The sequence below is a fragment of the Parasphingopyxis sp. genome (assembly GCF_028279465.1).
GTDB lineage: Bacteria > Pseudomonadota > Alphaproteobacteria > Sphingomonadales > Sphingomonadaceae > Parasphingopyxis.
On the sequence record NZ_JANQNS010000018.1, the window covers coordinates 96,272 to 119,452 of the forward strand.

26 protein-coding genes are annotated in these 23,181 nt (G+C 62.1%); 8 read left to right on the forward strand and 18 right to left on the reverse strand.

The features are described from left to right. Positions 1-57 precede the first annotated feature (57 nt). The 3 genes from Q0974_RS14660 to Q0974_RS14670 all read left to right on the forward strand — a co-directional run bounded on the left by Q0974_RS14660 (position 58) and on the right by Q0974_RS14670 (position 3,683). On the forward strand, positions 58-1,593 hold the full coding sequence (locus Q0974_RS14660) for a polysaccharide biosynthesis protein (RefSeq protein ID WP_299329161.1): 1,536 nt from the start codon (positions 58-60) through the stop codon (positions 1,591-1,593). 207 nt (positions 1,594-1,800) lie between these two features. Continuing rightward, entirely contained in the window at positions 1,801-2,508 is a 708-nt protein-coding gene (locus Q0974_RS14665) for a sterol desaturase family protein (protein ID WP_299329433.1), read from the forward strand. Positions 2,509-2,528: 20 nt separating this feature from the next. Continuing rightward, positions 2,529-3,683: an N-acetyltransferase gene (locus Q0974_RS14670; protein WP_299329163.1), complete on the forward strand. Its 1,155-nt coding sequence runs from the start codon at positions 2,529-2,531 to the stop codon at positions 3,681-3,683. Between the two features lie 750 nt (positions 3,684-4,433). Here Q0974_RS14670 and xth read toward each other — a convergent pair. Continuing rightward, positions 4,434-5,207 (reverse strand): exodeoxyribonuclease III, encoded by a 774-nt coding sequence (gene xth / locus Q0974_RS14675; RefSeq protein WP_299329165.1) that lies wholly within the window; start codon positions 5,205-5,207, stop codon positions 4,434-4,436. A gap of 61 nt (positions 5,208-5,268) precedes the next feature. On the opposite strand from xth, the gene Q0974_RS14680 reads away from it, so the two are divergent. Then, positions 5,269-5,754, forward strand: coding sequence for a GNAT family N-acetyltransferase (locus Q0974_RS14680; RefSeq protein WP_299329167.1), 486 nt, complete (start codon positions 5,269-5,271; stop codon positions 5,752-5,754). Here the strand turns inward: Q0974_RS14680 and erpA are convergent. The 5 genes from erpA to Q0974_RS14705 form a co-directional block, all read right to left on the reverse strand. Continuing rightward, entirely contained in the window at positions 5,751-6,077 is a 327-nt protein-coding gene (erpA, locus tag Q0974_RS14685; protein ID WP_299329435.1) for an iron-sulfur cluster insertion protein ErpA, read from the reverse strand. The two genes, Q0974_RS14680 and erpA, sit on opposite strands and share 4 nt — an antisense overlap. Before the next feature lie 69 nt (positions 6,078-6,146). Beyond that, a complete protein-coding gene (locus tag Q0974_RS14690; protein ID WP_299329170.1) occupies positions 6,147-6,812 on the reverse strand; it encodes a M23 family metallopeptidase in 666 nt (221 codons plus the stop codon). A 129-nt stretch (positions 6,813-6,941) separates the two neighbouring features. Continuing rightward, positions 6,942-7,739 carry a ferritin-like domain-containing protein gene (locus tag Q0974_RS14695; protein ID WP_299329172.1) on the reverse strand — a complete coding sequence of 266 codons (798 nt, stop codon included), beginning with the start codon at positions 7,737-7,739 and terminating at the stop codon, positions 6,942-6,944. A 4-nt stretch (positions 7,740-7,743) separates the two neighbouring features. Beyond that, complete coding sequence (gene bcp / locus Q0974_RS14700; protein ID WP_299329437.1) at positions 7,744-8,208, reverse strand: thioredoxin-dependent thiol peroxidase; 465 nt, start codon at positions 8,206-8,208, stop codon at positions 7,744-7,746. A gap of 2 nt (positions 8,209-8,210) precedes the next feature. Continuing rightward, on the reverse strand, positions 8,211-10,919 hold the full coding sequence (locus tag Q0974_RS14705; RefSeq protein WP_299329173.1) for a bifunctional [glutamine synthetase] adenylyltransferase/[glutamine synthetase]-adenylyl-L-tyrosine phosphorylase: 2,709 nt from the start codon (positions 10,917-10,919) through the stop codon (positions 8,211-8,213). 70 nt (positions 10,920-10,989) lie between these two features. Between Q0974_RS14705 and Q0974_RS14710 the strand changes: the two genes are divergently transcribed. Further along, on the forward strand, positions 10,990-11,172 hold the full coding sequence (locus tag Q0974_RS14710) for a hypothetical protein (RefSeq protein WP_299329175.1): 183 nt from the start codon (positions 10,990-10,992) through the stop codon (positions 11,170-11,172). A 12-nt stretch (positions 11,173-11,184) separates the two neighbouring features. Here the strand turns inward: Q0974_RS14710 and Q0974_RS14715 are convergent, their stop codons facing one another. The 3 genes from Q0974_RS14715 to Q0974_RS14725 all read right to left on the reverse strand — a co-directional run bounded on the left by Q0974_RS14715 (position 11,185) and on the right by Q0974_RS14725 (position 12,920). Next, a complete protein-coding gene (locus Q0974_RS14715) occupies positions 11,185-11,820 on the reverse strand; it encodes a sigma-70 family RNA polymerase sigma factor (protein ID WP_299329177.1) in 636 nt (211 codons plus the stop codon). A 99-nt stretch (positions 11,821-11,919) separates the two neighbouring features. Continuing rightward, positions 11,920-12,054, reverse strand: a complete 135-nt coding sequence (locus Q0974_RS14720) for a hypothetical protein (RefSeq protein ID WP_299329179.1) — start codon at positions 12,052-12,054, stop codon at positions 11,920-11,922. Positions 12,055-12,116: 62 nt separating this feature from the next. Next, positions 12,117-12,920 carry a response regulator gene (locus Q0974_RS14725; RefSeq protein ID WP_299329180.1) on the reverse strand — a complete coding sequence of 268 codons (804 nt, stop codon included), beginning with the start codon at positions 12,918-12,920 and terminating at the stop codon, positions 12,117-12,119. A gap of 220 nt (positions 12,921-13,140) precedes the next feature. On the opposite strand from Q0974_RS14725, the gene Q0974_RS14730 reads away from it, so the two are divergent. From Q0974_RS14730 to Q0974_RS14740, 3 genes are all read left to right on the forward strand, one after another. Next, positions 13,141-13,308: a NepR family anti-sigma factor gene (locus Q0974_RS14730; RefSeq protein WP_299329182.1), complete on the forward strand. Its 168-nt coding sequence runs from the start codon at positions 13,141-13,143 to the stop codon at positions 13,306-13,308. Positions 13,309-13,340: 32 nt separating this feature from the next. Next, positions 13,341-14,903 carry a sensor histidine kinase gene (locus tag Q0974_RS14735; protein ID WP_299329184.1) on the forward strand — a complete coding sequence of 521 codons (1,563 nt, stop codon included), beginning with the start codon at positions 13,341-13,343 and terminating at the stop codon, positions 14,901-14,903. Positions 14,904-15,215: 312 nt separating this feature from the next. Continuing rightward, positions 15,216-15,341 (forward strand): entericidin A/B family lipoprotein, encoded by a 126-nt coding sequence (locus Q0974_RS14740; RefSeq protein WP_299329186.1) that lies wholly within the window; start codon positions 15,216-15,218, stop codon positions 15,339-15,341. A 22-nt stretch (positions 15,342-15,363) separates the two neighbouring features. On the opposite strand, the gene tatC is transcribed toward Q0974_RS14740, so the two are convergent. The 9 genes from tatC to Q0974_RS14785 form a co-directional block, all read right to left on the reverse strand. Continuing rightward, entirely contained in the window at positions 15,364-16,146 is a 783-nt protein-coding gene (tatC, locus tag Q0974_RS14745; protein ID WP_299329188.1) for a twin-arginine translocase subunit TatC, read from the reverse strand. Then, the gene (gene tatB / locus Q0974_RS14750; protein ID WP_299329189.1) at positions 16,143-16,583 is read right to left on the reverse strand and encodes a Sec-independent protein translocase protein TatB; all 441 of its coding nucleotides are present in this window, start codon (positions 16,581-16,583) and stop codon (positions 16,143-16,145) included. Before tatB ends, tatC begins: the two co-directional genes overlap by 4 nt. A 63-nt stretch (positions 16,584-16,646) precedes the next feature. Continuing rightward, positions 16,647-16,904, reverse strand: coding sequence for a twin-arginine translocase TatA/TatE family subunit (gene tatA / locus Q0974_RS14755; protein WP_299329191.1), 258 nt, complete (start codon positions 16,902-16,904; stop codon positions 16,647-16,649). A gap of 26 nt (positions 16,905-16,930) precedes the next feature. Continuing rightward, entirely contained in the window at positions 16,931-17,509 is a 579-nt protein-coding gene (gene scpB / locus Q0974_RS14760; protein WP_299329193.1) for an SMC-Scp complex subunit ScpB, read from the reverse strand. Next, positions 17,506-18,276 (reverse strand): ScpA family protein, encoded by a 771-nt coding sequence (locus Q0974_RS14765; RefSeq protein ID WP_299329194.1) that lies wholly within the window; start codon positions 18,274-18,276, stop codon positions 17,506-17,508. The genes scpB and Q0974_RS14765 overlap by 4 nt, the downstream gene beginning before the upstream one ends. Continuing rightward, positions 18,273-19,280, reverse strand: a complete 1,008-nt coding sequence (gene nagZ, locus Q0974_RS14770; protein WP_299329195.1) for a beta-N-acetylhexosaminidase — start codon at positions 19,278-19,280, stop codon at positions 18,273-18,275. Before nagZ ends, Q0974_RS14765 begins: the two co-directional genes overlap by 4 nt. A gap of 45 nt (positions 19,281-19,325) precedes the next feature. Further along, positions 19,326-20,069, reverse strand: a complete 744-nt coding sequence (locus tag Q0974_RS14775; RefSeq protein ID WP_299329197.1) for an SPOR domain-containing protein — start codon at positions 20,067-20,069, stop codon at positions 19,326-19,328. Beyond that, positions 20,069-21,799 carry an arginine--tRNA ligase gene (gene argS / locus Q0974_RS14780; protein ID WP_299329199.1) on the reverse strand — a complete coding sequence of 577 codons (1,731 nt, stop codon included), beginning with the start codon at positions 21,797-21,799 and terminating at the stop codon, positions 20,069-20,071. The genes Q0974_RS14775 and argS overlap by 1 nt, the downstream gene beginning before the upstream one ends. Positions 21,800-21,897: 98 nt before the next feature. Further along, positions 21,898-23,169 (reverse strand): glucosaminidase domain-containing protein, encoded by a 1,272-nt coding sequence (locus tag Q0974_RS14785; RefSeq protein WP_299329201.1) that lies wholly within the window; start codon positions 23,167-23,169, stop codon positions 21,898-21,900. Between the last annotated feature and the right edge of the window lie 12 nt (positions 23,170-23,181).

Consider the following 23,181-nt stretch of genomic DNA (forward strand, 5'->3'; position numbering starts at 1 on the left):
GACAAAATAACGCACAGCACTTCGACAAACCCAGCCTAAAACGAATAGGGATGGCGTATGGCCGAAACACCACCAGCCTCCCCGAAACCCGCCGCTGTGCGGCGCGGCGACGTCGCCCATGGCGCGGGGATGGCGGCGCTGGCGCGGCTTGGCGCACTGATCGAAGTGATCGCCCAGCCGATCTACACATGGCTGTTCGGCATCGCGACCTACGGGCTCTACATCGTCCTCTGGTCGGCCGTGAACATGGCCGAGAAGATCGTCGATCTGTCGCTGACCCAGGCCTTGCAGCGGATCGTACCTGTCGAGGGTGAAGAGGCGGCGCATGGGGCAGTGAAATTCGCGCTGCTCGTCACGGTAATCCCCGCCAGCCTGATCGCGGCCGCCGTCACCTTATTCTCGGCCGACATCGCACAATGGGTATCGGCCTCGCCTGAAGACGCGGCCCAGCTGCCGCAGATGATTGCCCTGTTCGCCTGGGCGCTCCCGCTTTGGACGTTCGTCGAGATCGCGACCTCGGCCGCACGGGCGCGGCGCGCCTTTGGCCCTGAGATCCGCCTGCGCATCTTTTGGGAGCAATGCGCGCGGCTCGTTTTCGCTATCGGCTTTTTCTTTGCCGGATTTGCGAGCAGCGGCCTGCTCTTCGCTCACCTCCTGTCGCTCGCGCTGGTCGCCATCCTCTCTCTACGACTGCTCGGCCGTTACTATGATCTCGGCCTGATGCTGCGGGTTCCGGTGCCGAAGCCGCTGCGCGCGAATGTGCTGATATCGGGCTTCGCCCTGTCGCCCAGCGCCATCGCCCGCCGGATATTGAACGACCTGCCGCCGATCATCCTCAATGTCATGCTGCCGGGAACCCAGGGCGCGACCGCAGCCGGCCTGTTCGGCATCGCGCGCAAAGTAGCCTCCGTCCCGCTGATCGTGCGGCAAGCCTTTCTCTACGTCCTCGCGCCACTCAGCTCCGCCCAGGCCGCACTCGATCGGAAAGACATCGCGCCGCTGTACGCCTTTTCATCGCGTCTTTCGGCGGCGCTCGTTCTGCCTCTAGGTGGCCTGCTGATCCTCCTCGCCTCGGACATTTTGAGCCTGTTCGGCCCGGGTGTAGACGCCGCGCTGATGGCGCTTGTGATCCTGACGGCCGGACGGATGGGCGAAGCGATTGTCGGGCCCGCCACGCCGATCGTCGAGATGATCGGCCATCGCCTCCTGCCGCTGGTCAACAGCCTGATCGGCATTGCCATCTGGACTGCTCTTGCGCTGCTTTTCGCGCCGGAACGCGGCGCGGCGGGCATGGCTATCGCGGTGAGTATCGGCGCGGTGGCGATCGCACTCGCGGCCGTCGTCGAACTCAAGATCAGCGACGATCTGCAGCCCTTCGACCTCCCCTTTCTACGTGGGCTTTTCGCGGGCGTGATTGGTGTCGCGCTGCTCGCATTGGCCGGCTCTGTACTCGAGCCGTTGGGCGCACCAGTGCGCGCCGTCGGTCTGATCCTGCTCTTTGCGCCCTTATGCTGGGTAACGCTACGGCTCGGGCTCGACCTAGACGATCGCGCCGCGCTAGGATCGTTCGCGAAGCGAGCAAGGCTGGTGTGAGTCGCGCCTCTTTTGCCCGAAAACACTACAAGAAGCGCACGATTTTCGTCGCAAAGCTGCCTCATTGCCTGTTCATATGGACAGGCTTACGGCAATGGGCCGTTTCGCTATCAGATTCGCAAGTTTAAAGATTAAAGGAAGTTAGACGTGAGAGCCGCAGCTACAGCGCGCCCCGGTATCTGGAATCGGTCGCACTATCTCGACAAGATGACGTTCAAGGAACTGGTCGTCGCCTATTTTCAGTATCCGGCGATCATCGCCTATCTGGCTTTGTCTGTCGTGATGCTCGGCATCTATGTCTGGCAGCCGGCGACCCTGTTACAGACCGCGGCGAGCCTCGCGGTCGCCGTGATGGCTTATCCGCTCGCCTGGTACATGCTGCACCGCTGGGTGCTGCACAGCCAGTGGATGTACAAGGTGAAGATTCTCGCTCCGGTCTGGAAGCGCATCCATTACGATCACCATCAGGACCCGAACCATCTCGAAGTGCTGTTCGGCTCGCTCACCACGACTCTGCCGACGATCGTCGTCATCCTCGCGCCCATCGGCTGGGCCATCGGCGGTGTCGGCGGCGCGGCCGCGGCGGTCGGCGCGGGCCTGTTGACGACATGCTTCTACGAATTCTGCCACTGTGTGCAGCATCTGAAGTACAAGCCGCGCAACAAATGGCTCGCACAGATGAAGGCCCGCCACATGGCCCATCATTTCCATGACGAGAGCGGCAATTTCGGGATCACCAACTTCTTCTGGGACAAGGTTTTCGGCACCTTCTACGAGCGGCCGGACCGCAAGGAGAAGAGCGAGACGGTGTTCAACCTCGGCTATACGCCCGAGACGGCCGAGCGCTATCCCTGGGTCGCGGAACTGTCGGGCGGCGTCGCCACCGGACACCCGACGCAGCGCGCCAAGGACTGACCGGAACTGTCACCCCGACCATGACCGCAGACATCGCCGTCCGCCCGGTCACCGGCAAGGCGGAGCTCAAGACGTTCGTCGACATCGCCTATCGGCTCAACAGCGGCGACCCGCATTGGGTCCCGCCGTTGCGCTCGGACGTGTACGAGCTGCTGAACCGCGACAAGAATCCCTTCTACGAACACGCCACCGTCCAGCTCTTCCTCGCCTGGCGCGGAAACGAGCCGGTCGGGCGCATCTCGGCGCATTACGATCATCTCGCGCTCGAACAGCCGGCCGATCAGGGCATGGGCCCCGGCACCGGCAATTGGGGCATGATGGAGGCAGCCGACGAAACGGTGATGCACGCGCTCATCGCAGCCGCGGAAGACTGGCTGAGAGGTCAGGACATGACCCGCGTCATCGCGCCGATGAGCCTGTCCGTATGGGACGAGCCGGGCCTCTTGACCAAGGGCCATGACCACCCGCCGACGATCATGATGGGCCATCACAATGCCGCCTATCAGGGCTGGATCGAGGCCGCCGGTTACAGCGAAGTCAAACAGCTACTCACCTATCGCGTGCCGATCGTCGATGGGTTCCCGAAAATCGTGAACCGGATCGTCGCCTCGGGCGAACGCAACGCGAAAATCGAAATCCGCCCGATCGACATGAACCGCTATGACGAAGAGGCCGAGCTGATCCTCTCGATCCTCAATCGCGCCTGGAGCAAGAATTGGGGCTTCGTCCCGATCACAGACCGCGAGGTCCAATATATCAAGGGCAAGCTCAAACCGGTCATCTACCCGCCGGTCAACCTGATCGCCTATTATGAGGGCAAGCCCGCGGCCTTCATGCTCGCCTTCCCCGATATCAACGAAGCGCTGATCGAGATGAACGGCTCGCTGCTGCCCTTCGGCTGGGCGAAGCTGCTCTGGAAGCTCAAACGCAAACGCTGGAAGATCGGCCGCGTCCCGCTGATGGGCGTGCTGCCCGAACATCAGAACAGCCGCCTCGCCAGCCAGCTCGCCTTCATGATGATCGAATATATCCGCCGCTGGGGCGTCGGGACGATGGACGCCGGCATCGCCGAAGTCGGCTGGATCCTCGAAGACAATCAGGGAATGGTGGCGATTGCGGACGCGATCGACGGGGATAATAACCGGGTCTATTCGGTGTATGAGAAGGGGCTGTAGAATATCTCCGGTTGACGTTGCGTCACCCCGGACTTGATCCGGGGTCCAGGGCAGCAAACGATATCGCTCTTGGCTCTGGATGCCGGATCAAGTCCGGCATGACGTGATTCTACCTTAAGATGAAAAACTCTAGCCTCTTGCAATGTAGGACAAAGCATGTGCCATTCTGATGGATGACACATCGGACGCCTACGTCACCGAAATCGGGCCTCGCCGCCTCGCCCTCCCCTCGTCACTCCCGCGAAAGCGGGAGTCCCGCTTTGCAGGAAAATGCGGGGAAGCAGCGGGATTCTCGCTTTCGCGGGAATGACGGAGGCGATTTGCGGTGTAGCGACCCTCTCGCCACCGCTATCGTCCGCAACCGCGCATCGGGCTGGACGGTGCGGCGGATGCGGTGTTTTCTGTCGCTGTTCGAGGCCAGCGGCCGGGTCGGGGCATCCTGCGCGGCGCTTGGGCTATCGCGGCGGTCGGTGACGAAGCTGCGCCGCCGCAATCCGGCCTTCGCCGCGGAATGGGCGGCGGCCGCGCGGCGGCGGGAGGCGCGGCGGGCCGCTTTTCTCGATATCGATACGATCCCGGGCCGCGCGCCCGATCATGCCAAACTGCCGAGTGGACAATTGCGCGCCGCGCTGTCCCACGCGGATGGCGTGCTCGGGCGGCGAAAAGCGGCGGGCGTCACACAGGCGGGAACTTTGCGCAGGCCCAACCCGGTTCCGTGTCAACCTAACGGGAACTTAAGGCGCAACGCGCTCACTCCGCCAGCTCGATCCATACCGGCGTATGGTCGGACGCCTTCTCCCGGCCGCGATACTCCTTGTCCACGCCCGCATCGACGAGCCGGTCGGCGGCCACCGGGCTCAGCATCAGATGGTCGATCCTGAGGCCCGCATCGCGCTGCCAGGCGCCGGCCTGATAGTCCCAATAGGTCCAGATTTTGGCGCTCGGGAAACGCGCGCGGATCGCATCGGTCCAGCCCATCGCGGCCAGCCGCCGGAAGGCCGCGCGGCTTTCGGGCTGGGTCAGCGCATCGTCTGCCATCGCGGCGGGGGAATGCACATCATTGTCGGTCGGGATGACGTTATAGTCGCCGGCAAGGACCACCGGCCGTTCGGTCGCGAACAGCGTTTCGGCGCGCGTCAGCAACCGTTCCATCCAAGCGAGCTTGTAGTCGAATTTGGGGCCGGGCTGCGGATTGCCATTGGGCAGATAGATGGAGGCGACGATCAGGTCGCCGATCTCGGCTTCGATATAGCGGCTCTGCTCGTCCGCATCGTCACCCGGCAGGCCGCGCTGATGTTCGATCGGCTCCGCGCCGCGCCGCAGGATCGCAACGCCGTTAAACCCCTTCTGACCCAGCCAGACGCCGGTATAGCCGGCCTCCTCGATCGCCTTGACGGGCAATCGGTCTCCATCGCCTTTCAACTCCTGCAGGCACACCACATCGGGTTTCTGCTCATCGAGCCATTCGACGAGCCGGGGCAGCCGGGCGTTGATGCCGTTCACATTATAGGTCGCGATCTTCATGGGAAGGCCTTATGCCCCGATAGCGGTGATGGTGCCAGCCGGGAGGCAAGATTTGATACGCTTGGCGCGCAAAGGGGAACTGGACGCGATCGGCGCGGTCGAAGAATCGGCCGATACGCTGTTTCGCGGCACGCATCTGGAATGGGCGATCGGCAAATGGCCACCGCCGCGCGATCGCTACGAACGAAGCCTCGGCGAGGACCGGCTATGGGTCTGGGAAGAGGCGGACCGGATTGCCGGTTTCGTCTGCGCCCATGCCGTGGACGATCTGATCTATATCGACCAGCTCGCCGTCGGCGCCGATTTTCAGGGTCGCGGTATCGGTCGCAAGCTTATGCAACACGCCATCGCCCATGCAGGCGAGCATGGTACAGCGCTCACACTGATCACCGACCGATTACTTCCCTGGAACATGCCCTTCTACGCATCGCTCGGTTTTGCGGAATGGCCGGATCCCTCGCCCGGCATCCAGGCCGAACTCGACGACGAATATGCGGACGGGTTCGATCCCGAAACACGCGTCGCGATGCTGTTAGAAGCGGATTAGACCGAAAAGCTGGTGCCGCAGCCACAGCCGGACTGGGCGTTCGGATTGTTGACTTGGAACGCCGCGCCGCCGAGATTTTCGACGAAATCGACAGAACAGCCGCGCACGAGATCGAGGCTGATCGTATCGACGACGAGCTTCACACCGTCGCGCTCGGCCAGCACATCGTCGTCCTCGACGCTATCGGCCAGTTCAAACCGGTACTGAAAGCCCGCACAGCCGCCGCCATCGACCGCCAGCCGCAAGATGGCGGGTTTGCCCTGTCGTTCGGCAATCGCAGCCACCCGCTCGGCGGCGGAGGGCGTCAGATCGATATCGATCACGTCTGTCATGCGATTAAGATAGGTGAGACTGGCACCGGCGACAAGTTAGCCGCCCGCAGGCGCGCAAATTTACTGGCTGCCGCCAACCCCGGCACCGGACGTTTCGGTGGCTGTATCGGCCGCCGCCATCTGCGCCAGATAATTGTCGGACGTCATAAACGGCATCGGGTTAACCGCGCGACCGGAAATGCGCACTTCGTAATGGAGATGGCTGCCCGTGGAGCGGCCTGTGGAGCCCATATGGCCGATCATCTGGCCGCGCGTCACCCGAGCACCCGGCTCGACGAGGATGCGAGAAAGATGGCCGTATCGCGTCTGGATTCCACCGCCATGATTGATCTCGACATATTTGCCGTAGCCGCCAAGCCATTGTGCGCGGCCAACGATACCATCGGCCGTTGCATAGATCGGCGTACCGATCGGAGCCGCCATATCGACGCCATTATGCATCCGCCGGCCGCCGAGTATCGGATGCGTGCGCATGCCGAAATTGCTGCTCAAGCGATAGCGATCTGTAACCGGTTCGACCGAAGGAATCGCCATAACACCGCGACGCTGCCGTTCGTCCTGACGCCAGTTCGCGAACAGCGCACGGACTTCGGACGTTTCCGAAGCTCCGGCATGGCTCTGCGCGGAAGCGGGAACCGCTACGGCAAATGTCGCGAAAATCGCGACAATTGCATATCCGAACGTCGAAACAAAATGCTTGGGAGCGTTAAGAATATTCGAAATCATAGCGGTTTTGCGACCCGTTATTGCCGATTTGCAGCCGAAAAATGCGCGCAAATCGAATGAAACCCTGTGCGGATGAGAGCAAAATCGCCTCTCACCCCCCGTTCTGAGCCGACATTGTTAATGAACTGTCTATCTCGCAAGCGTCATATAGAAATCTCGGGTCAAACCGGCTTGTCGACGCGCCGAGTCGTTGAATGGCGGCTTCAGACGACCGCCAAAATACCGTTCGACGAGCGTCTGCCAGGTTTGGTGCGGTGCAATATCGAGCGTTTTGCACCGGGATTCGAACCATTTGACGCCGAAAGCCACATGACGGACCTCATCGTCCATAATCCGCGCCAAAATCCGCGCCGAAGCGCTATCCCCTGCCCGCTCGAACCGCTCGATCGTCGCCGGCGTCACATCGAGGCCGCGCGCTTCCAGGACCATCGGCACGATGGCAAGCCGCGCGAGCGGATCGTGCGCAGTGGCTTCCGCCGACTCCCACAGGCCGTCATGGGCCGGCAATGCGCCGTAACCGGACCCAAGCGACGCGAGGCGCCGGTCGAGCAAAGCGAAATGCATCGCCTCTTCCGCACCGACGCGCATCCAGTCGTCGGTAAACTCCGACGGAAACGCGTCACCGAACCGCCCGACCATGTCGAAGGCGAGATCGATCGCGACGAACTCGATATGGGCAAGCGCATGCAACATCGCGATGCGCCCGCGCTCCGAACCGCCCTTGCCCCGGCGCGGCATCTGCGACGGCGGCAACAGTTCGGGCCGATCGGGCCGCGCGGGGCGGTCCGGCATCGCTTCATCGAAAACATGCGCGAGCCGCCCGAACCGCCAGTCCCGTACCGCGGTTCGGGCGGCAAATATCTTGTCGCGCGGCTGCGCCGCACGCAGCACGGCCGCAGCGGCAGAGGCGACGCTCGTCTGCGCCATCGGCTTATCCGAGCGCTTTCACTTCCTCGAGCACGGCTTCGGCATGACCGGCGACTTTCACCTTCGGCCACACCTTGGCGACCGTCCCGTCCGCGTCGATCAGGAAAGTGGCGCGCTGGATACCCATATATTTGCGGCCATACATATTCTTCTCGACCCAGACGCCGAATGCCTCGGTCACCGATCCATCGGCATCGGTGGCGAGATCGACCTTCAGATCGTGCTTGTCAGCGAATTTCACATGCTTCGCAGGCGGGTCCTTCGACACGCCAACGACCTTGGCGCCGGCCTTTTCGAAATCGCCGGCAAGATCAGTAAAGGCGATCGCCTCCTTGGTGCAGCCCGGTGTATCGTCCTTGGGATAGAAATAGAGCACAAGCGGCTTGCCGCGATAGTCGCTGAGTTGCGCCTCGCTCTCGTCGGGCAGTTGCAGCGTCACATCGGGCGCGGCCTGACCTTCCTCGATCATCATCATTCTCCTTCGTCCTGAATCGGCGCGAGCCTGCGCCATTCGCTGCTCACGCATTGCCGTGCCCCATCATAGTCTGCAACCAGCGCGTCCCAATTTTCCGCGCCGCATCGTTCGGCGACGAGCGCGAGGCTCGCCTCGGCAATGCTCTGCGACGACGGCGCGACGAGGCGCAGGGTCACGAGCATTCGCGTCAACAGGTCATGCGCGTCCGCGAAACCCGGATCGAGCAGCCCGGCCTCGACAAGTTCGGCAATCGCCGCGGGCAATTGCGGATGCAGCCCGATACGCTCACGCAGCTGCAACAGATGGACGCAGAATTCGAGATCGACGAGCCCGCCATCGACGAGTTTGACGTCATAGGGGCCTGCCGGCGGCTTATGTTCGGCCATTTCGGCGCGCATGGCCCAGACATCGGCGACGAGCTTCGCCGGATCGCGATCCCGGTGCAGGGCCTCGCCAATCATGTGGCGCAGCTCCTTCTGCGCCTCCTCCGGTCCGTAGACGGGCCTAGCGCGGGCGAGCGCCATATGCTCCCATGTCCAGGCGTTATCGCGGTAATAGGCCGCGAAGCTGTCGAACGAGACGGCCAGCAGGCCCTGCGCGCCCGATGGGCGCAGCCGCGTATCGATCTCGTACAGGGGACCGGCCGCCGTCGGGACGCTGAGCGCGGCCGTGACCCGCTGAGCGAGCCGCTGGAAATAGGTCGTCGCACCGAGCGGCCGATCCCCGTCCGACCGGACCGCATGATCGCCGGTGAAGAGATAGACGAGATCGAGATCGGACGCGTGGGTCAACGCCTCGCCGCCGAGCCTGCCGAGCGCGAGGATCACGAGATCACATCCGTCTATCGTGCCGTGCACCGCCTCGAATTCCGCAATCGCCGCATCGGTCAGCACCGTCAACGCCGCCTCGGCAACCCGCGCATATCCGCCAGCCACCTCTAGCGGATCGCCCCGCCCCTCGATCAGCTGGACTCCGAGCGCAAAACGTTCTTCGCCGACCAGCTGGCGCATCCGGTCGAGCATGATCTGATAATCGTCCGAAGCGCCGCGTGACCGCAGCAGCTCGACAAGTTCATCGAGCGGTTCGGGCGGGTCGAGCGCGCTTGCGTCGATCAGCCCGTCGAACAGCTCGGCATGTCGCGCAAGCTCGTCAGCCAGCGCCGGTGCGTGGCTCAGCACGGCAACGAGCATCCGCCCGAGACCGGGGCGCGCATCGAGCAGCGTGAAAAGGTTCACGGCGCTCGGCAGCCGGTCCAGCAGCACATCGAAGCGGTTGATCGCGCCGATCGGATCGGGCGAGCGGCCCATCTCAGTCATCAGCGCGGGCAGAACCGCTTCCAGCGCCTCGCGCGCGACCGCCGATTGCGTCGACCGCAGCCGGCCCGCGCGCCACCCCTCGATCCGGCGGCGCGCATCGTCCGGCGCCGTGAAACCGCACCGTTCCAGAATGTCCTCAAGTCGTTCCCGATCGGCCGGCAGCCGGCTCTCCTCCTCATCCTCAAGCTCGTCATAGACCGCGCCGACATAGGTGACCGGACCCGACAAGCTATCGAGCAGCGCGCCGCCATCCGCCATGCCGTGCAGGCGGGCGACCTGATCGAGCGCGGAGGCCTGTTCGGGCAGGCTGTGCGTCTGTTGATCCTCGATCATCTGCAGCCGGTGCTCAATCGTCCGGAACAATCGATAGGCATCGCCGAGCCGCTCGGCCTCCTCGGTGGCGATATGACCATGGGCGGCCAGCCCCGAGAGCGCATCCAGCGTCGCTGGCGCGCGCAACGCGGGCTCGCGCCCGCCATGAATGAGTTGATGAATCTGGGCGTAGAATTCGATTTCGCGAATGCCGCCACGACCGCGCTTCAAATCATAACCGGGGCCGAATTTTTGCCCCTGTGCATAATGATCGCGAATCCGGTGCGACATCGCCCGGATTGCCTTGATCGCGCCGAAATCGAGCGAACGACGCCAGACGAAGGGTTCGATGGCTTTCAAAAAACGGCGGCCAAGCTCGATGTCTCCGGCAACAGCGCGCGCGCGGATGAACACGGCGCGCTCCCAGCGTTCCGCGCTCGTCTCATAATGCGCGATCGCAGCGCCGAGGGAGAGCGCCATCGGCGTGATTTCTGGGGACGGCCGGAGCCGCAGGTCCACGCGAAACACATATCCGTCGCCGGTATGGTCATGCAGTATCTCGACCACGCGCCGACCGAGACGCAAGGCCGATTGCTGCGGATCCTCCCGTTCCCGACAGGGCAAAGTTTCCGGATCGAACAGGAAAATGAGATCGATATCGGACGAATAGTTGAGCTCGCGGCTGCCGTGTTTGCCGAGCGCGATCGCGGCGAAGCCCACGGGCTCCGCGTCCGGCAGACGCTCGGCAAAGGCCGCCCGGATCGCCGCTTCGAGGGCGTAATCGGCGAAGTCGGACAGCAGTGTAACGGTTTCGACGAGATCGAACGCGCCCGATAGATCGCCGATAGCGGCATAGAGCGCGAGTTTCTGCCGATCGCGCCTTAGCGCGCGGTCGATATCAGACCGGTCCGTCTCAAGGTAAGATGCAAAACCATCGAAATGTGCGGACAGCGAACCCTGCGCGATGCCCGATGCAAATTCGGGATGGCGGTCGATCAGTCTTTTGAGAAACGGCGCATTGGCACGGGCCCGGTCGAGCGCGGCGGCGATACGGCTTTTGTCATCAGCTTGCGTCATGGCCGCTCCCGCAAATCCGGCAAATCGCAATTTTATGCAACTTTTTGTGCCAACCCGGCGTTTTATCCGCATGAACGAACGCCCGTCTCTGGACAGCGCTGACACGCATAGCGGCTCGGACGGCCATCTCGATCTCGGGTTTGGCGCGAAAAGATCGGACGTCGTCAGTGTCTGTCTGCGCAAGGCTTTTCAGGACGATATCGACGAAGACGTGCCTGAAGAGTTTGCAAGACTGCTGAAGACGCTGGCTTAGGCTGCAACAGGCTCAGCGATTGCTGAGATCGTCCACCTCGTTCATGATTTCCTGCAACACCGTTTTTTCATCGTCGCTATCATGCTGCTCGCGCGGCTTGAGCTTCCCATCTTCCATGATCGCTTCAAGCGCCGCCCGGCCACGCGCGACGCGGCTCTTGATCGTGCCGACGGCGCAGCCGCAAATTTCGGCCGCTTCGTCATAAGCAAAGCCGCCAGCGCCGACGAGAATGAGCGCCTCGCGCTGGGTTTCGGGTAGCTCCATCAGCGCCCGCTGCATATCGCCCAGCTCGACATGACGATCCTGGCTCGCCGGCGCGGCGAGAAGCTTGTCGGCGGTCAGATCATCCCATTCGCCTTTGAATTTCGAGCGGCGCATCTGGGAGAGGAAGAGATTGCGCAGGATGATGAAAGTCCAAGCGCGCATATTGGTGCCCGCCTGGAAGCGCTCGCGCGCGGCCCATGCCTTGAGCAGGGTTTCCTGTACGAGGTCGTCGGCCGTATCGCGATTGCCGGACAGGGACCGGCCGAACGCACGCAAATGCGGAATCACCTGGGCGAGCTGATCCTTGAATTCGGCATCACTGAGCGGGCTCGGCGTCTCGTCCGTTTCGCGCGATTGCTTTGCCTCATTCGGCTTATCCGCCATTCATGCGCCCCTGCGCCAGTCGACCGACATCCGATGCGACTGGAATACCAACAACTTAGCCTATTCGTATCGGAAGGGCCATATAATCCGCAGGCAATTCTATCCGTTCCAGAACAACAGGCCGAATATAACAATGACCAGCAGCATCGACACGATCAGAATGACGCGCATCATCGGCACGGTTCTCCCGGCGCGCACGCGGTCCTCGGAGAGATTTGGTCGATCGTCGGTCATTCCATATCCTTCTTGTCCTGGCCGCTCGTTATCTGCGGCCGCATTCGAAATTCGTCCGGCGTCTAAGCCGGTACCGTGGTCTGATTGAAAAACAGCGCCTGCGCAATCGCCGTCTTCACCGTCGCATTCTGAAACGGCTTCGTGATCAGAAAGGCCGGCTCCGGACGTTCGCCGGTTAAGAGCCGTTCGGGAAACGCCGTGATGAAAATGACCGGAACGTCCATTTCGTTCAATATGTCCTGAACGGCATCTATGCCCGAACTGTCGTCGGCAAGCTGAATATCGGCGAGCACAAGGCCCGGAGCGCGCAGCTCGGCTTCCCGGACAGCTTCGTCCCGAGTCACCGCAATCCCCGTCACATCATGGCCGAGATCGCGAACGATGGCCTCCAAGTCCATGGCGATGATCGGCTCGTCTTCGATGATCAGCACGCCAGTCTTCAACTGACGTTCGATATCGGCGCGCGCCTCGGCGATCAGCGGTTCGATCGCATCGGCCGGACGCTCCAGCAGATAGCCGATATCGCGGCGATCAAAGCCTTCGACATCGGAGAGCAACAGCGCCTGGCGGGAGACTTTATCGATCATCGCGAGCCGCGCGCTGGCAATAGCCTCGCGCGCATGCTCATCGGCATGCCTAGGCGCTGCCACATCGGCGATGTCCGTGGACGTCCATACCTCCAGAAAATTCTTGTAGAGCGCCAAACGCGGATCGAAGTCGCTCGGAAAGCGCTCCGGCGCGGCGACGATCGATTCCAGGGTCAGCCGCACAAAGGCATCGCCCTGTTCCTGATTACCAGTCAGGGCGCGGGAAAAGCGCCGCAGCATCGCAAGATGCGGGGCAAGCTGTTCGCCCAGTGATGCCATGGTTATCGTCTCCTCGGACCTGCGTCATGTCTGCGTACGCGCTACAGGGAACATAACTCAAGACCAAAGCTGCGGTTCCCGTGCGCGGCCAGCAGAACTTCCCGGACGTAGCGCGCCGCATGGGGCGCTGCGCAGCGGTAGCCGGAATTTCAGAGTTGCGAAATCCGGCCATATGTGACTAGTAATGCCTTGGGTCGGGGGAATTTTCGAGGGAAACAGATTGGCTTCTGGCGGCAAGACACCGGGCAAGCCTGACGATCGGCCTCAAGGCGGTTCTGGCGATCCATCCAAATCCGATATCGGGGACGCATTGCGCTCCGCCTATGAGGACGCCGTCAAGGAAGATATCCCGGCGGAAATGCTCGACCTGCTCGGAAAGTTGGACTGAACGGACAGGGCCGTTTTCGAACGGAAAATGGCATGAGCGCTTCACAACCCGTGGAAAAACGCTTTCGCAAGCTCCCGACCGGACTCAAGACCTTAATGCTTCTAGGGCTGGCGCTGCTGCCGCTCGGGATCGTCGCCATATTCGATTCCATCGATCATGCGAACGATGCCCGCGAACATCGCCACGCCGAAGTCAATCTGCTCACCGAAGTCGGCGCCAATCATCTCGATCGGGCGATTTCGGAGCATAGCGAAGACCTGCAAACGGCGCTGACGCGTATCGCAGACACAAGCGCGCCAGAGGAGAATTGCGGGTCGGTTCTGGCCGATATTTTCGGCGCCGAACCGAATGTCGCCAGACTGACCATATCCGATCAGACAAACGAGATCCTGTGCGTAATCGGCGAAGAGAGCGCGAACGCGGTGTCGACGTCTGCAACCGCCCCGGGGGAGACGCAGATCGCATTCGATACCGAACGGCCCGCGCTGATCCTGTCCGCATCCGCTGAGCAGGGTAGCGTCACAGGATTGATGGAGCTCACCCGTGAATCGCTTGCCCCGTTGCCCCAGCCAGCGGCGCTCGCCAGAAATTATCAGATAACGCTCTCGCGCAATGACGAGACGATCATCGTGCGGCCATGGACCGATCATGTTCCGGACGATCGCGTCGTCGTCGCGGAAAAGCCCATCGGCCAGACCGGCCTCATACTCACCGCCCGTTTTGAAAATGCCCCGCTAACCGCAACCGAACTGTTCACGATAGCTCTGCCGGTGATCATGTGGGCGATTGCCGCCATTCTCGGCTGGATTGCTATCACACTCCTGTTGATCCGGCCGCTGCGTCAATTGCGCGAGGCGGTGGTCGCGCATGCCGATGGCGTTGCGACCTTCGCAACACCCGATCTTCCGGTGTCGGCGGTCGAGATTCAGCAGCTCGGCCATGCGTTCGAAGATGCGTTTGAAAAACTGCAAAGCCATGAGGAGCAGCTCGCCGAGGGCCTGAAGGAACAAACGCGCCTGACCCGCGAAGTCCATCACCGGGTCAAGAACAATCTGCAGATCATCGCCAGCCTCCTCAATCTGCATGCGCGGGCGGCCAAGTCCGACGATAGCGCCGCTGCCTATGCGTCCATCCAACGGCGCGTGGATGCGCTGGCAATCGTCCAGCGCAATCTGTTCGCCGAACTCGAAAAGGAGGCGGGGCTGCCGCTGCGCCCGGTTCTTGCCGAGCTCGCATCGGGCCTGCAACAAAGCGCGCCTGCGAGTGTCGAAATCGCGATTACGCTCGATATCGATCCGATCCGCGTCGGACAGGATATCGCCGCGCCGGCCTGTTTCCTCGTCACCGAACTGGTCGAACTCGCGATGCTCAGCGAGGAGCGCGCCGAAATCGCCATTGCCGTCACGGCGCTCGACGCGCAGTGCGCCCGGCTGTCGGTTCGCTCCGCCGCCCTGGCCGAGGCTTCGAAACGGGAGGAATTTTCCCGCTACCGGCGCGTCCTCACCGGCATGGCGCGGCAGTTACAATCCAGTCTCGACGAAGAGGAATCCGGCACATTATTCACCGTCGTGATCCCAACCCTGGAAAATCCCTAGTTTTTCGCACACACAAGTTACTGATTTAATTGGATTTCGCGATTTTTTTCGCTATCGGCGATTTTTTCGGGAACCAAATGCCCCGCCCGTCGTTTTGTAGTTCGGATAGCGACCTTTTTGCCCCCCGCTCTCGCTGTCCAAACATTTAGCCCGGAAACGTCTCCATCCCCCCGGAAGGCGTTTCCGGGCTTAATAATTTGGCACGCGCTCCGATCGCGCGATATTCTCATCTGCCGGCGGAACGCGGCGCCGTTTCAGCCATTATTCATCCTGTGCGCGGCATTGCCGCATTGTAATCATCGGAGACGCCCTATGCCGAAATTCATCATCGCATCGCTGGTCGTGGCGAGCTTCGCGCTGTCCGCCTGCAACACCGTCGCCGGGATTGGGCGCGATGTGCAGAGTGTTGGCGAAACGGTCGAAGAAGTCGCCGAATAGGCCAGACGATCGCCCGGGTTCTTCAGGCGGTTTTCTTCTCTGCGTCCTTCTTCTGACGCCGTTTGTCGGTGAACCAGATGATCACCAGCGTCAGCTCAAACAGCAGGCATAACGGTATGCCCAGCATGAGCTGGGTAACGGGATCGGGCGGGGTGAAGATCGCGGCGATGATGAATGCGCCGACGATAATATATTTGCGCGCCCGGACGAGTTGCGCGCGATCGACGAGCCCGGCCCGGTTCAAGAGCAGGATCAGCACGGGCAAAAGGAATGCGATCCCGAAAATGATGATGAAGCGCATGACCAGCGAGAGATAGCTGCCGACCGCCGGCAGCGCCTCCTGATCCAGCCCCCCGACTTCGCCCTGATATCCGAGGAAGAAGCGGAACGCGACGGGCATCACGATATAATAAGCGAGCGCCGCGCCGAGCGTGAAAAGCACCGGTGTCGCAAAGAGAAATGGCAGAAACGCGCCTTTTTCGTTCTTGTATAGCCCGGGCGCGACGAAAGCCCAGATCTGGTTTGCGATCAGCGGGAACGCGATAACGAATGCGCCGAAAACGGCCACCTTGATCTCGACAAAAAAGGCTTCGTACAGTTGCGTATAGATGAGCTGGCCCTGGCCGTCCCCGAATGCTTCGGTCAAAGGCTGGACAAGGAACTCGAAGATCTCGGTCGCGAAATAGAAGCAGACGCCGAAGGCAATCGCGAGACCCAGAAAACACCAAAGCAACCGGTTGCGCAGTTCGATCAGATGATCGATCAGCGGCGCGCTGCTTTCATCGATTTCGGTTTCCTTGTTCATGCCTTGCGATCCGGATCCGGTTCGTCGGGCAGCAGTGGCAGTTGGGATTCGGCTTCGTCCGTCTCATCGCGCGCAGCCGGCGTCTCAGGATTTGCGGTGCCCTCAGCCTCCGCTGCGGCCTCTGCGGCTTGCGGTTTTTCAAGCGGCTTCATCTGGGCGTCGTCGGAGTGCTCGCCGCCCGCCTTGTCCTGATATTTTTCCGGCGGATGATCGCGCATGATCTGGGCGTTTTTCTCGGCCCAAACCTTCTCCTGTTCCTCGATCTCGGCCTCGCGGATCATCGCGTCGATGCCGACCTTGAAATGCCCGGTCATGGCGCGCAACTGGCCGAGCCAGCGTCCCGCCGTGCGCATCGCGATCGGCAAATCCTTGGGACCGATAATGATGAGCGCCACGGCCGCGACAAGCAACAGCTCTATTGCACCGATATCGAACATAGGCGCCGACCACCCTCAAAGCGCGAAAAACATGACCGGCCGTTGCGGCCGGGCACGAAGATATTAGCTGGCGCTATCCTCGCGCTTCGCTTCGACCGTCGTGTCGGACGGCGGCGCGGGCGGCGCAGGCTGCGGCGCGATGCGCGGCGGTTCCGACGACGAAGACGATTGCTCGCCCTCATTCTCGTCGTCACGCAAGCCCTTTTTGAAGCTGGTGATCCCCTTGGCGAGATCGCCCATCATGTCGGAAATGCGCCCACGCCCGAAAAACAGGACGATGAGCAATACAATAATGACTATTTGCCACGGACCTAAAGCCATGAAATTTCTCCTTATCCGCGGCCTAGTTAGTCATCCTGTTCAGCGGATTCCAGTTCGAGCTCTTCGAGCGCGGTATCCACAGGATCGAGCAGCCCGGCAGCTTTGAGATCATCAAGACCGGGTAGGTCGCGCCGATTCTGTAACCCGAAATGCTGGAGAAAAACAGGGGTTGTGGCATAAATTAACGGTCTTCCTGGCGTTTCCCGGCGTCCGGCCGGGCGCACCCATCCCGCCTCCATCAGCACATCGAGCGTGCCCTTGGAGATTTGCACGCCGCGAATAGCCTCGATTTCCGCCCGGCTAACCGGTTCGTGATAGGCGATGATAGCCAGCGTTTCCGTCGCCGCCCGGCTCAGTTTGCGCGGCTCCTCGCGCTCGCGGCGCAGGACATGCGCCATGTCCGGCGCGGTCTGAAAATGCCAGCGCTTGCCCCGCTCGACGAGACCGATGCCGCGTCCGGCATAATGATCGGTGAGGTCCGTCAGGGCCGCGCGGACATCGACATCCTCGCCGACCGCCTGTGCGATATCGTTGAGCGTCAGCGGTTCTTCGGCCGCGAACAGCGCGGCCTCCACGGCGCGGACATCGTCGCTGATCTCGGTCATGTACCTGGTCTCACCAACAAATCGGAAAAATGCTCGTCCTGCTGCAACTCGGCCTTGCCCTGCCGGGCGAGTTCGAGCGCGGCGACGAAACTGGATGCCAGGGCCGATTTGCGATAGGCGCCATCCGCGCTGTTTGGCAGGAAGCTCTCCAGCGTCGCCCAATCGAGCGATTGCCCGACCAGTTTCTCGAGCCGCTCCAGCGCCTCTTCGAGCGTCATCACCGGCCGGTGCGCGATGATATGTACAGCCGGCTCTGTCCGCGCGCGCAATTGGCCATAAGCGGCGATCAGATCGTAAAGCTCGGCCTGCCATTTGCTTTTCCGGATTACGCGGATGCCCTCGGGCGCACCGCGCAGAAATATGTCCCGCCCGATCCGGTCGCGCGCCATCAACCGCGCGCCCGCCTCGCGCATCGCATTGAGCCGCTGCAACCTGAGCTGCAGCCGCAGCGCGAGTTCCTCGGGACTGGGATCCTCCTGCTCTTCCTTGGGCAGGAGTAGGCAGGATTTGAGATAGGCGAGCCAGGCCGCCATCACGAGATAATCGGCCGCAATCTCCAGCTTGAGCGCCTTGGCGTCGGCGATGAACGCCAGATATTGCTCAACCAGTTCGAGGATAGAGATTTCGCGCAGATCGACCTTCTGGGTGCGGGCGAGGCTGAGCAGCAGATCGAGCGGCCCTTCCCAGCCATCGAGATCGAGCGTCAGCCGTTCGGCCTCGGCGATCTCGGGCGCCTCTTCGAAGATATCCGTATCCGCCTCGTTCATGCCAGCGCCAGAAGCGTGTCGCGCTTCTCGATCAGCGCATCGAGCGCATCAGTGGTCGCGGCGGGCCGGATGTCCGCCATCGCGCGGTCGAGACGCGCGCGGGATACGTCCGAGATATCGTCGAGCTTCTCGACCGTCCGCTTCATCTCGTCCATCCGCCCCCAGCAATTGAGCGCGATATCGCAGCCGGCCGCGACGACATTGACCGCCCGGTCGGACGGATCGCCATCAAGCGCCTGCATGTCGAGATCGTCGGAAAAGAGCAGGCCATCGAACCCGATCTCGCTCCGAATGATCTCGTCGATCACCGTGGGCGAAAGGGTGGCGCAGCGGTCGGCGTCCCATGCCTCGAACACGATATGCGCGGTCATCGCCATCGACGCGCCGGAGAGTGTCTTGAACGGCGCGACATCGGTGGCGAGTTCCTCGGCCGACGCCGTAACGCGGGGCAGCGCTTTGTGCGTATCGACCATCGCCCGGCCATGGCCCGGAATATGCTTGATCACACCCGCGATGCCCGCCTCGGCAAGCCCGTCGAGCACCGCGCGGCCGAGCGCCGCGACGCGCATCGGTTCGAAGCCCAGTGCGCGGTCGCCGATCACGTCATGCGCGCCGGGCTGGCGGACATCGAGCAGCGGCAGGCAATCGACGGTGATCCCGCATTCGGCCAGCGTCAGGCCGATCGCATGGGCGTTGCTCCGCGCCGCCTCAATCGCCGAAATCGGCGCTTTCTCGTATAGCGCGTCGAATTTCGCCCAAGCCGGAAATTCGGGCCAGACAGGCGGTTTCATACGGGTGACGCGCCCGCCTTCCTGATCGATCAAGATCGGCACATTCTCGCGGCCGGAAATCTCGCGCAGCTCATCGGTCAGCGCGCGGAGCTGGTCGCGGTCGACGATATTGCGAGCGAAGAGGATATAGCCGGCCGGTTCGCTGTCGCGGAACAGGGCGCGTTCTTCGTCATTCAGCGTTTCCGCGGCAATGCCAAAGACGACGGGCTTCATCGCGCTCTCTTGTTTACACTTTCGTTTACGCCCGTGGGGCCGATATCAGTTCACGACCACGCTGCACGCTTGCCCCGCATTGCGCAAGCGGCTGCACAGCGAACGGGCCGCTTCGCGCGAGCTGGCGGCGGCGCGGAGGCGGTAAAGCGTGCGCCCGCCTGCCTGCACGGAAGAGACCGAATGGTCCAACGAATTCAATGTGTTATTCTGCCGCGCGATCTGCGCCCAGGCGCTGTTCGCGGCGGCTTCGCTCGAAAATGCGCCAAGCTGGATAAGTCGGCCGCTGGCGGCCGTCGCGGCTCCCGATGACGCCCCGCCGCTGCTACTTTCGGGCTGCGGCGCGGACTCGGCGAGCCGGCGGTTGTTGGCGGGTATTCGAGCACTCGACCCACTCGCCACGGGCTCATCTTCACCGGCGGCGACCCGGCGGCCGGCGACGGGCTCTTCGGGCGCGGCGCTGCGATCGATCCGGCCTTCTGGGCTGCCGCCCTCACTGGCGGCGAACGCGGCATCGCCCTCGCCTTCCACTTCCATGCCGCCCGCTTCGCTTGGCCGCACGCGATAATCGCCTTCGGGCGCGGCGATGAGCTCGGCGCCGTCCGGCGGCGCGGCGTCGCGATCGCGCAGCCAGAAGATGCCGCCAACCACCAGCGCGATGGCGATCAGCACGACGAGAACGCCGCCGATCAGTGTCAACAGGCCGACACCCTCTTCGTCATCTTCCTCGACCGCCTCGAGCCACGGCAGCCGCTCTTCGTCGCGGGCGTCCAGCGCGTCCTCGTTACTCATCACTCCATCTCCTCGGCGGCCTCAACCCCCATGATCGAGAGGCCATTTCGGATAATTTGCCCGATTCCGGCCGCCAATGCCAGCCGTGCGCGGGTCAAATCCGGGTCGTTAACCACCAATAGCCGTTTCTCCGCATGGTCATTGCCGCGATTCCAAAGCGCGTGAAATTCCGCAGCAATATCAAACAGGTAAAAGGCTATGCGGTGGGGTTCATAGGCGCTCGCCGCCGCCTCGACGATCCGCGGGAATTGCGCCGCGCGCTTCACCAGTGCGAGTTCCTCCGCGTCCAGCAGGTCCAGATCGGCATCCGCATCGAGCGCGATCCCCTCGACCGCCGCCTTGCGATGGACCGAACTGATCCGGGCATGCGCATATTGAACGTAGAAGACCGGATTATCCTTCGAGGCCTCGACGACTTTCGCGAAATCGAAGTCCATCTGCGCATCGGCCTTGCGCGTCAGCATCGTGAAGCGCACGACATCCTTGCCGACTTCCTCGACCATATCGGCGAGCGTGACGAAGCTACCCGAGCGTTTCGACATCTTCACCGGCTCGCCATCGCGCAGCAGCCGGACCATCTGGACGAGCTTCACATCGAATTCCGTCTCGCCGCCGGTCAGCGCTTCGACCGCCGCCTTGATCCGCTTGACCGTGCCGGCATGATCGGCGCCCCAGATATCGATAAGGATATCGGCCTTTTCCGCCTTCTGATAATGATAGGCCATGTCGTTGCCGAAATAGGTCCATGACCCGTCGGATTTCTTGATCGGCCGGTCCTGATCGTCGCCGAAATCGGTCGAGCGGAACAGCGGCAGCTCGACCGGCTCCCAATCCTCATCCGCCTTGCCCTTCGGCTTTTCGAGCATACCCTCATAGATCAGCCCGCGATTGCGCAGCTCCTCTTCTGCCGCCTGCGGTTTGCCCGCCGCGACCAGCTCGGCTTCCGACGAAAAGAGATCGTGATGAATGCCGATCAGCGCCAGATCCGCGCGGATCCGGTCCATCATCGCAGCCACCGCGCGTTCGCGGAACCGCATCAGCCAGACGGTTTCATGTTCGCGGGCATAGTCTTCGCTAAATTCTTCCGCCAGCGCCTCGCCCACGGGAATGAGATAATCGCCCGGATAGAGGCCTTCGGGTATCTCGCCGATATCCTCGCCCAGCGCCTCGCGATATCTGAGATGCACCGAGCGCGCGAGCGTATCGACCTGCCCGCCGGCATCGTTGACATAATATTCGCGGATAACGGCATGCCCCGCATATTCGAGCAGATTGGCGAGTGCGTCGCCGACGACCGCGCCGCGCACATGGCCCATATGCATCGGCCCGGTCGGATTGGCCGACACATATTCCACATTCGCCGTGCGCCCCGCGCCCATATCCGAGCGGCCATAATCCGCGCCAAGCTCGCCTATCCGGCGCAGCTCATCGCGCCAGGCCGCATCGTCGAGCCGGATATTGATGAAGCCCGGTCCCGCGATATCCGCCTCCGCTACGCCATCGACCTCGGCCAGCTTCGGCGCGATCAGTTCGGCCAGCGCGCGCGGATTCATGCGCGCCGGTTTGGCCAGCACCATCGCCGCATTGGTCGCCAGATCGCCATGCGCAGGATCGCGCGGCGGCTCGACCGCGACATTCTTGGGGTCTAGACCCGCAGGCAGTTTGCTGGCCGTTTCGAGCTTGTCGATGATATCGCCGAGAATGTCGGCAAACCGCTTGTAAATCGTCACGCTATCGCCACCCAATAGTGCAGAACGGGCGCTATAGGGGATAGCTCGACCGCTCGTCCATCAGCATATCCGTCAGCCGTACACCGGACGCGAAAAGACTAGCCTTGAATGTCCCAAAGTTCGTGCAGTTTGGCGCGGAAATCCGCCATCGGCATAGCCGGCTCACCGGCAGCGCCAAGCGAACCGCCGGGATCACTCTTTCGGGTGGGCGCGACCTCGTCATGGCCGAACACGCGGTCAAGACTGAAAACGTCCGGATTGCGGCGCTTGAGCCATAGCATGACGGCGAAGAGCGCCTCCATCTGTTCGGCAGTATAGGGAACATAATATCCAGTGCGCATATTGCCCGTCTGGCTGCCGATATGCCGAACCTGCGCGGCCGAATAGTGTTCGCCGCTATCATTGTCTGGAGTGGCGCGGCCCTGGCCATCGGTAATGACCTTGCCGTTGCTTTTCCGTTTGGCTTCGAACCAGGGAATGAAGAGGTCTGTGTCGGCAGTCGGATAGACCCAGCCCGGACAATTGACCTCAAAGCCGACATAGAATTGGCTGACCCAGTTGCGATTGGTTGCCGGGCATTTGCTTTTCCCAGCATGCGAGCCCCATTGCTCCCAGTCTATATTGGCCGGCAGATAGATGCGGCCCGACCGGCTGATTGTCGCATAGGCATAGCCAGCCTTCTGAGCGTATCGGAGCGTCCCGAGGGCGCCAAATTCCGGATCATCGGGGCCCCGTGTCGGCAATCTCCGCCCGGCATCGAAATGGACGATCGCGCCCTCCAGGCCGTTCGGCCGCTTGCCCTTGAATTTTTGCTTCACCGTCTTTTCGGTGATGAAAAGCGGATCGGCGATGCCGGCCGCATGTATGCCAGCCTCGATCTCGGCACGTGGCGGACGATCGACATCTTCCTTGGTTTCTACCGGCGCAGCGGGAACGCCAGTCTCAGCATCTTCGAGCAGCTGTTCCGCTTCCGGTAGTAGCTTCAAGACACGGCTCAGATAATGCGGATCGCCCGCATAGCCGCGGGATTTCAGAAAGCAGATATAGCCTGCGGGATCTTCGGCATAGGTTTGCCATCCCTCGTAAACCGAACGACCTATAAACCGCCAATACCCCTTGATGAATGCCTCGGGCGAGGCGAATGCACAATAATCGTCGGTTCCGTCATGCGCTTCGTACGAAACCGATTCCGCGAACCCTTCCATTTCGGGCCGCCATTTGAGGCCGGCATAATTATGATGATCTTTGGCGAGGCGAGAGGTCGCGCGACCGGATTCAAGCGCCCATTGCGCCAAGGTTATCGCGCGCAGCTTCGGTGCGGAGATATCCGCGTCTTTGGCCGCCACGATGAGATTTTCCCACTCTGCCATCGCCCACTCCCC

Excerpts from the sequence above, each read along its gene's own strand:
- xth (WP_299329165.1), bottom strand. The coding sequence starts at position 5,207 with ATGAAGATCGCGACCTATAATGTGAACGGCATCAACGCCCGGCTGCCC.
- Q0974_RS14725 (WP_299329180.1), bottom strand. The coding sequence starts at position 12,920 with ATGGCATCACTGGGCGAACAGCTTGCCCCGCATCTTGCGATGCTGCGG.
- tatC (WP_299329188.1), bottom strand. The coding sequence starts at position 16,146 with ATGAACAAGGAAACCGAAATCGATGAAAGCAGCGCGCCGCTGATCGAT.
- Q0974_RS14665 (WP_299329433.1), top strand. The coding sequence starts at position 1,801 with ATGACGTTCAAGGAACTGGTCGTCGCCTATTTTCAGTATCCGGCGATC.
- bcp (WP_299329437.1), bottom strand. The coding sequence starts at position 8,208 with ATGATCGAGGAAGGTCAGGCCGCGCCCGATGTGACGCTGCAACTGCCC.
- Q0974_RS14660 (WP_299329161.1), top strand. The coding sequence starts at position 58 with ATGGCCGAAACACCACCAGCCTCCCCGAAACCCGCCGCTGTGCGGCGC.
- nagZ (WP_299329195.1), bottom strand. The coding sequence starts at position 19,280 with ATGAAGCCCGTCGTCTTTGGCATTGCCGCGGAAACGCTGAATGACGAA.
- Q0974_RS14740 (WP_299329186.1), top strand. The coding sequence starts at position 15,216 with ATGCCGAAATTCATCATCGCATCGCTGGTCGTGGCGAGCTTCGCGCTG.
- tatA (WP_299329191.1), bottom strand. The coding sequence starts at position 16,904 with ATGGCTTTAGGTCCGTGGCAAATAGTCATTATTGTATTGCTCATCGTC.
- Q0974_RS14710 (WP_299329175.1), top strand. The coding sequence starts at position 10,990 with ATGAACGAACGCCCGTCTCTGGACAGCGCTGACACGCATAGCGGCTCG.
- Q0974_RS14735 (WP_299329184.1), top strand. The coding sequence starts at position 13,341 with ATGAGCGCTTCACAACCCGTGGAAAAACGCTTTCGCAAGCTCCCGACC.
- tatB (WP_299329189.1), bottom strand. The coding sequence starts at position 16,583 with ATGTTCGATATCGGTGCAATAGAGCTGTTGCTTGTCGCGGCCGTGGCG.
- Q0974_RS14695 (WP_299329172.1), bottom strand. The coding sequence starts at position 7,739 with ATGGCGCAGACGAGCGTCGCCTCTGCCGCTGCGGCCGTGCTGCGTGCG.
- Q0974_RS14670 (WP_299329163.1), top strand. The coding sequence starts at position 2,529 with ATGACCGCAGACATCGCCGTCCGCCCGGTCACCGGCAAGGCGGAGCTC.
- Q0974_RS14705 (WP_299329173.1), bottom strand. The coding sequence starts at position 10,919 with ATGACGCAAGCTGATGACAAAAGCCGTATCGCCGCCGCGCTCGACCGG.
- Q0974_RS14765 (WP_299329194.1), bottom strand. The coding sequence starts at position 18,276 with ATGAACGAGGCGGATACGGATATCTTCGAAGAGGCGCCCGAGATCGCC.
- scpB (WP_299329193.1), bottom strand. The coding sequence starts at position 17,509 with ATGACCGAGATCAGCGACGATGTCCGCGCCGTGGAGGCCGCGCTGTTC.
- Q0974_RS14690 (WP_299329170.1), bottom strand. The coding sequence starts at position 6,812 with ATGATTTCGAATATTCTTAACGCTCCCAAGCATTTTGTTTCGACGTTC.
- Q0974_RS14720 (WP_299329179.1), bottom strand. The coding sequence starts at position 12,054 with ATGACCGACGATCGACCAAATCTCTCCGAGGACCGCGTGCGCGCCGGG.
- Q0974_RS14775 (WP_299329197.1), bottom strand. The coding sequence starts at position 20,069 with ATGAGTAACGAGGACGCGCTGGACGCCCGCGACGAAGAGCGGCTGCCG.
- Q0974_RS14715 (WP_299329177.1), bottom strand. The coding sequence starts at position 11,820 with ATGGCGGATAAGCCGAATGAGGCAAAGCAATCGCGCGAAACGGACGAG.
- Q0974_RS14785 (WP_299329201.1), bottom strand. The coding sequence starts at position 23,169 with ATGGCAGAGTGGGAAAATCTCATCGTGGCGGCCAAAGACGCGGATATC.